The 5,399-nt window shown below is 53.8% G+C and carries 6 protein-coding genes; 1 reads left to right on the top strand and 5 read right to left on the bottom strand.

Annotation, left to right across the window (positions count from 1 at the left end; translation table 11 throughout):
• Positions 1–57 precede the first annotated feature (57 nt).
• On the bottom strand, positions 58–666 hold the full coding sequence (locus tag MVK46_RS09955; RefSeq protein ID WP_297536521.1) for a hypothetical protein: 609 nt from the start codon (positions 664–666) through the stop codon (positions 58–60).
• A 35-nt stretch (positions 667–701) separates the two neighbouring features.
• On the bottom strand, positions 702–1,406 hold the full coding sequence (locus tag MVK46_RS09950) for a nucleotidyltransferase domain-containing protein (protein ID WP_297536520.1): 705 nt from the start codon (positions 1,404–1,406) through the stop codon (positions 702–704).
• A gap of 81 nt (positions 1,407–1,487) precedes the next feature.
• On the opposite strand from MVK46_RS09950, the gene MVK46_RS09945 reads away from it, so the two are divergent.
• Positions 1,488–1,916 (top strand): hypothetical protein, encoded by a 429-nt coding sequence (locus MVK46_RS09945; RefSeq protein WP_297536519.1) that lies wholly within the window; start codon positions 1,488–1,490, stop codon positions 1,914–1,916.
• On the opposite strand, the gene MVK46_RS09940 is transcribed toward MVK46_RS09945, so the two are convergent.
• The 3 genes from MVK46_RS09940 to MVK46_RS09930 are packed head-to-tail and all read right to left on the bottom strand — an operon-like array spanning position 1,910 to position 5,231.
• Positions 1,910–3,091 carry a hypothetical protein gene (locus MVK46_RS09940; protein WP_367182652.1) on the bottom strand — a complete coding sequence of 394 codons (1,182 nt, stop codon included), beginning with the start codon at positions 3,089–3,091 and terminating at the stop codon, positions 1,910–1,912. The two genes, MVK46_RS09945 and MVK46_RS09940, sit on opposite strands and share 7 nt — an antisense overlap.
• Positions 3,092–3,142: 51 nt before the next feature.
• On the bottom strand, positions 3,143–4,162 hold the full coding sequence (locus MVK46_RS09935) for an L-threonylcarbamoyladenylate synthase (protein ID WP_297536517.1): 1,020 nt from the start codon (positions 4,160–4,162) through the stop codon (positions 3,143–3,145).
• A 40-nt stretch (positions 4,163–4,202) separates the two neighbouring features.
• Positions 4,203–5,231, bottom strand: coding sequence for a glycosyltransferase family 4 protein (locus tag MVK46_RS09930; protein WP_297536516.1), 1,029 nt, complete (start codon positions 5,229–5,231; stop codon positions 4,203–4,205).
• Between the last annotated feature and the right edge of the window lie 168 nt (positions 5,232–5,399).

Here is a 5,399-nt window from a genome sequence, read left to right as displayed (position 1 = left end):
ATGTATGGACACTCATCTGAAAGCACGATAACGGTTCTAAATGCGTTCAGTATTTCCTTATATCTTGTTTAGATACTCGTTAAAGCTGGATTCATCGCCGTTTGCTGTTGCAAGCACTAACCCCTTGAAATGCTCTATAATCTCAGGAAGATGATATTTCACAAGGTCATACAAAAGGTATACATCCAAACTTGGATTAACGGAAGTTGCAAACGCTATAAATCGAAGTCTCCAAGATTCTTCGTTGTTCTCCAAGTTGCCATTAAGCAGGGAGCTGGCGTCAACAATTATCTCATATTCTTTAGGCGTTTCTACTCTCAATTTATTGTTCTCCATTTTTAGTCTGGAAAATATTTCAATAAGAGGCTCTATGGCTTTGTAATGAAGCTGTGCTGTATGCTCTTTTTTCAACGAGAGTATCATGCTCTGCCTCATTATTTCTGCCTGTTCTCGCATAGTCTCTGCAGTTTGCTTATTATACCATGCTTGGATTGCAACTATAATAGCCATCCCAACCGTGGCGATTGGGCCGACGTACTGAATTCCCCACATTATCCCAGCGATAACTGCCAGTATCATTACAATGGCTACAGCAAACCCAAAGAGGAGGTCACCATTTTCAAGCTTACTCCACATACTCTTCCTCATATCCTCTATGCAGTACAACCCTTTATAAACTCATGTACTGCGTGGTCCGAACTCTAAACACCTCCCCGCTCCCTCACCTTCCTCCTGACGTTCGGGTCGCGGTCGGCGATTATCTTCAAGGCCTCCTCAAAGGTCATCCAGTCGGGAACCTCCTCGTTGAGGTAGATGCCAGTCCTTCCAATCGCGTCCCTCCTCGTGAGGACGTGGACGCGCTCGGTAACGATGTCAACGCTAACGCCGAGGGTTTTCGCTACTTCACTCTCCCTCCCAACGACTTCGCGCTCGATGTGGCCCCTCTCGGTGGGAATTATCAGAATCAGCTTCTTATTTACCCCCGGAACGCGCTCCTTCGTTTTGACGCCCCATAAATCAACGGCCCCTCCCCAGCGGTAGAAGTCCAGCTCCCTGTCGGTCGGCTCGATGAGTGGAAACGTCACGGTCGTTTCTTCATCAATCTCAATCACTCCCTTTATCAGGTGCCAGGGGGTTGCCATGACTATCTTCCTTCTCCTCACGAGACCCTCTAGAGCCAGCTCTATGAGGTAGCTCGGAACCCTAATCGGGATGAAGATGTCTATGTCGCTGTCCCTTCTCACGTCGCCCCTCGCGACGCTCCCGTAGAGCAGGGGGTCGAACTGTGCGAGACGCTCCATTATTTTCAAAGCCTTCTCGCGCTTCTCCCAGAGGTAGCGCCACCTCTTTGGGGTGTAGATGATTTCCCTCTCGTCCCAGACGCGAACCACTTTTTCCCTCGGCATCGAACTGAATTCGGGGGAAAGTTTAAAGCCATACCGATAGCGTTTTATACAACCCTGTTAACATCGGGGTGGTGAAAGAAGATGCCGGTGCTTGGATTCAACGTGACGAAGGTTGAGATGGAGAAGCTGACGTCGAACATTCCCCCGGGTCAGATTGAGGTCAAGCTGTCCCCCAAGATTGAGGAGCTACGCCTCGGTGAACTTAGAACTCCCACCGGAAAGATTAACGGTATTGAGGTTCTCTTCAACTTTGAGATAGACTACAACCCCAAGATAGCCCACGCCTCCGTTAAGGGGGCCGTCCTGTACCTGCCTCCCCAGAAGGAGAAGGTTGACGAGATACTCTCGGCGTGGGAGGATGAGAAAAAGGTTGACCCGGTGCTTTTAGTTGAGGTTGTGAACTTCCTCACGACGGAGCTTACCCCGATGCTCATGATAGTCGCGAAGGAGATGCGCCTTCCCTACCACGTCCCGATTCCAAGGGCGGAAATAAGGCAGGGAGTTCAGTAATACCCTTCCGCCTCCGTAAGAACCCTCAGAAGGTCTTCGAGTTCTTCCTTTTCTTCCATGGCCTTGCTCGCGAGTTCAAGGGCCTTTCCCGGGTTCTTTTTCTTGAGGTGGTACTCAACGAGTTCAACCTCGTCGAGGGTCTCGTTGGATGTCTTCTCGGCGGCGTACTTCTTGAGGAACGCCAAGCGAACCCTGACCTTGTACTCAAGTTTGTTGAGAGTATTTAGGGTGTTCTTGTACGCCTCTATTCCCTCTTTGGTCTTTCCTATGCCGATTAGAGCCTCCGCAAGCTCCATCAGCTTCTCCGCGGCCATCTCATCGTTTCCAGCCGAACGGTGGGAGCTGGCAACCTGATAGAGCATTCTGGCCGTGTTGAGGCCTATGAGCTTCATTCTGTTGAAGTTCCGGGCGAGCATGTAGGCGTACTGGGCTTTAACGAGGTAAGTTGTTGTCCCGTCGAGGTCCCCGCTGGAGTAGGCGAGCTTGCTGGCCTTCTCGTAGTTTCTCGCGGCGGTGTCCATCATCTCGATGTAGTGGATATCGTAGCCGAATATTACCCTCGTATACTTGGCCAGTTCGTAGAACGCGTCCGCCGCTCCGGCTATATCTTCTCTCTGGACTTTCTCCTCCGCCAGCTGGCCGTAGAGCGTTATGAGCTTCTCCGCCATGCGTTTGTATCCTTCCTCGTCTTCAATCATCCTGTAGTACCTGAAGGCAGACTCGTACGCCCTGATTGCCAGCTTAACGTCGTTGTTCTCCTCATAGGAGTTGCCGAGGTCCTCGTAGATTGTCGCAAACTCGCTTGCATACTTTTTGAAGTGCCTCTGGTCGCTGAGGGTCAGAAAGATTTCAAGGACGCTCGTGCAGTAGTCGTCGAGTGCGTCAATATCAACGTCCGGCTTGAGGATTTCCCTCTCTATCAAGTCTATGTAGAGGTAGGCCGCCTTCAGCAGGGAAGGCCGTCCCTTTTCAACGCCCGCTCTCTTAACGAGGAAGTAGCCAAGGTATTTGTAAAGCCTCGCGGCGTCCTCCTTATTTCCAGCCTCTTCGTATCCTTTAGCGGCCCTCAGAATGAGCTTTAGGCCCTCCTTCACCTTGCCCTCTTCAATGTATTTGAACCCAAGTTGCTCAAGCTCTTCAGGAGGTGACTCGAAGAGTGATACCAAGTTCCTCACCCCTCTTCCCGAATCTTGGATTGGTTCGGCGCAACAATATTTAAGCGTTGCTTAAGCCCGGATTATTCGGTAGCCCGAAGCCTTTCTCAGCCTGTTCATAACCGCGAGTCCGAGTCCCCGCTCCTCAACACCCTCCGCGATTATAACGTCAACTCCACGCCTGTCGAGCTCCCTCAGTGCTCTGAAAAGATTCCTGGCGACGTCTTCGACGGTCTTTCCGAGATGGAAGAACTCGTCGGCCTCGAACTCTTCAGTCGCCATTACTCCCACGCGGTAGCCCTTCGAGCGGTACTCCGCAATGAGCTCCTCAATCTTTTCTCTGACCCTCTCCCTCGGCCCCTCAACGACAACAACCTGCGCGTTCGGTGAGTAGTGTCTGTACTTCATTCCCGGTGCTCTGGCGAGGTCAACGGCCTTTCCCTTGACGGCCGGGTGAATCTCGACCGGGCCGATGACCTTCTCAATCTCCTCAAGGGGCAACCCGCCGGGCCGAAGGAGCGTCGGTCTCTCGGAGCTGAGGTCTATCACCGTCGACTCGACCCCGACCCAGGTAGGCCCGCCGTCGATTATCGCCTCTATCCTGCCGTAGAAGTCATCGACCACGTGCTCCGCCAAGGTTGGACTCGGCTTCCCGCTTATGTTGGCCGAAGGCGCCGCGATGGGCGTGCTGGCCTTAATCAGTGCGAGCGCTATCGGGTGGGCCGGCATTCTTACGGCGACGGTGTCGAGTCCACCGGTAGTAACGAGCGGGACCTCCTCCCTCTTCGGCAGGACTATGGTTAAGGGTCCTGGCCAGAACTTCTTCGCTAGAAGTCTGGCCTCCTCGGGAATCTCCCTCGCGAGCTTCTTCAGGTCGTCAAACTCTGCTATATGAACGATGAGCGGATTATCTGCCGGTCTTCCCTTGGCCTCGAAAATCCTCCTCACGGCCTTTTCGTTCAGCGCATCCGCACCGAGTCCGTAAACCGTTTCGGTTGGAAATGCAACGAGCTTTCCCCCAAGAATCAGCCTGGCGGCCACCTTAATCTTTCTCTCGTCCAGACCGTCTCGCATGTTTATCACAATCGTCATGCTCCCACCCGTTGAAATCCCTAAAAAAGCCGTTAAAAACCTATCCCGCGAGGGACTCGTAAAGGGCTTCAACCTCCATCGCGACCTTCTCCCACGAGTAGAACCGGGCAACGCGCCTTCCGATTGTTCCCGCCTTTCGGTTCGCCTTCGGCTCAAGGAGCCTTTTTACAGCCTTTACAAGCTCGTCAAAGCTTTCAAAGGTCAGGCCATTTTTTCCCTCGCGTATCAGCTCAGGGATAGCACTCACTCGCCTTCCAACGGCCGGAACCCCGAGGGAGTTGGCCTCCAGAATCACGAGGCCGAAGCCTTCCCTCCTTGAGGGGAGGACGAGCAGTCTGCTCTCTGACAGGATTCTGTTCACGTCCCTCCGGTAGCCGAGGAAGCGAACGTTGCCCGGGGCGTTCTCTTCAAGCTTCCTTCTCAGCGGACCGTCGCCAACGACGAGGAACTCCTCGTGGGGGAACTGTCTTGCAAGCTCGATGAAGGTTTCGGGCGATTTGTAATCCCTGAGCGCCCCGATGAAGGTGATGTACCTCCTCTCCGCTGGGATTTCCTCCAGTCTTTCAACGCCGTTGGGGATTACCCTGACGTTTTCTGCTCCAAGTCTCTGGGCGAGCCTAGCCAGGTAGTGGCTGACCGCTATAACAGCGTCCGCCCTCTCGAGGCTTTTTCTAACGTAGAGTCCTCCAAGCGTCAGCTCCGCCGTGTGCTCCAAATCGCTTCCGTGGGCGGTAACCACGAGCGGAAGGTTGAGCCGTTCCTTCGCCAGAACCCCGGCGAAGCTTGTCGTTCCAACGAAGTGGGCATGGATTATATCGAACCTGAAGCGCCTGTGGAGCCGAACTATCTTTCTCGCACCTAAAAACGCGAAGCTCGTCCCCCTCAGCCCGTAAACCGGTGGAACTCTAACCTGGTGAACCAGATTCCTCTCGAAGTCCCGCGGCTTGACCGGGCCGTAGGTGAGAACGTGGACCTCGTGCTCTCGCCTAAGCTCCCTGACGAGGTTGTCGAGGTGCCTCGCAACGCCCCCGCCGTGGGGTGGATAGTGGCCGACCATGAGGATTCTCATGTGCCGGGATTGGAAAAGGGAGTTAAAAAGCGTTTGGAAAGGTCTCGCGGAAGAGTTTTTCGGCGAGTTCTCTCAGCGAGAGCCCCTCCCTCTTCGCGAGCTTTTCGAGGAGCTTCTGCGCCCTGCTGCCGTATTGGGCGGCTTTCTTCTCCCGATTCGCTATCCACT

The organism is Thermococcus sp. (assembly GCF_027066465.1).
GTDB lineage: Archaea > Methanobacteriota_B > Thermococci > Thermococcales > Thermococcaceae > Thermococcus.
This window is presented reverse-complemented; position numbering and strand designations above follow the sequence as displayed.

What these genes read in the sequence shown, in the direction of transcription:
- MVK46_RS09930 (WP_297536516.1), bottom strand. Translation starts at nt 5,231, where the DNA reads ATGAGAATCCTCATGGTCGGCCACTATCCACCCCACGGCGGGGGCGTT.
- MVK46_RS09950 (WP_297536520.1), bottom strand. Translation starts at nt 1,406, where the DNA reads ATGCCGAGGGAAAAAGTGGTTCGCGTCTGGGACGAGAGGGAAATCATC.
- MVK46_RS09945 (WP_297536519.1), top strand. Translation starts at nt 1,488, where the DNA reads ATGCCGGTGCTTGGATTCAACGTGACGAAGGTTGAGATGGAGAAGCTG.
- MVK46_RS09935 (WP_297536517.1), bottom strand. Translation starts at nt 4,162, where the DNA reads ATGACGATTGTGATAAACATGCGAGACGGTCTGGACGAGAGAAAGATT.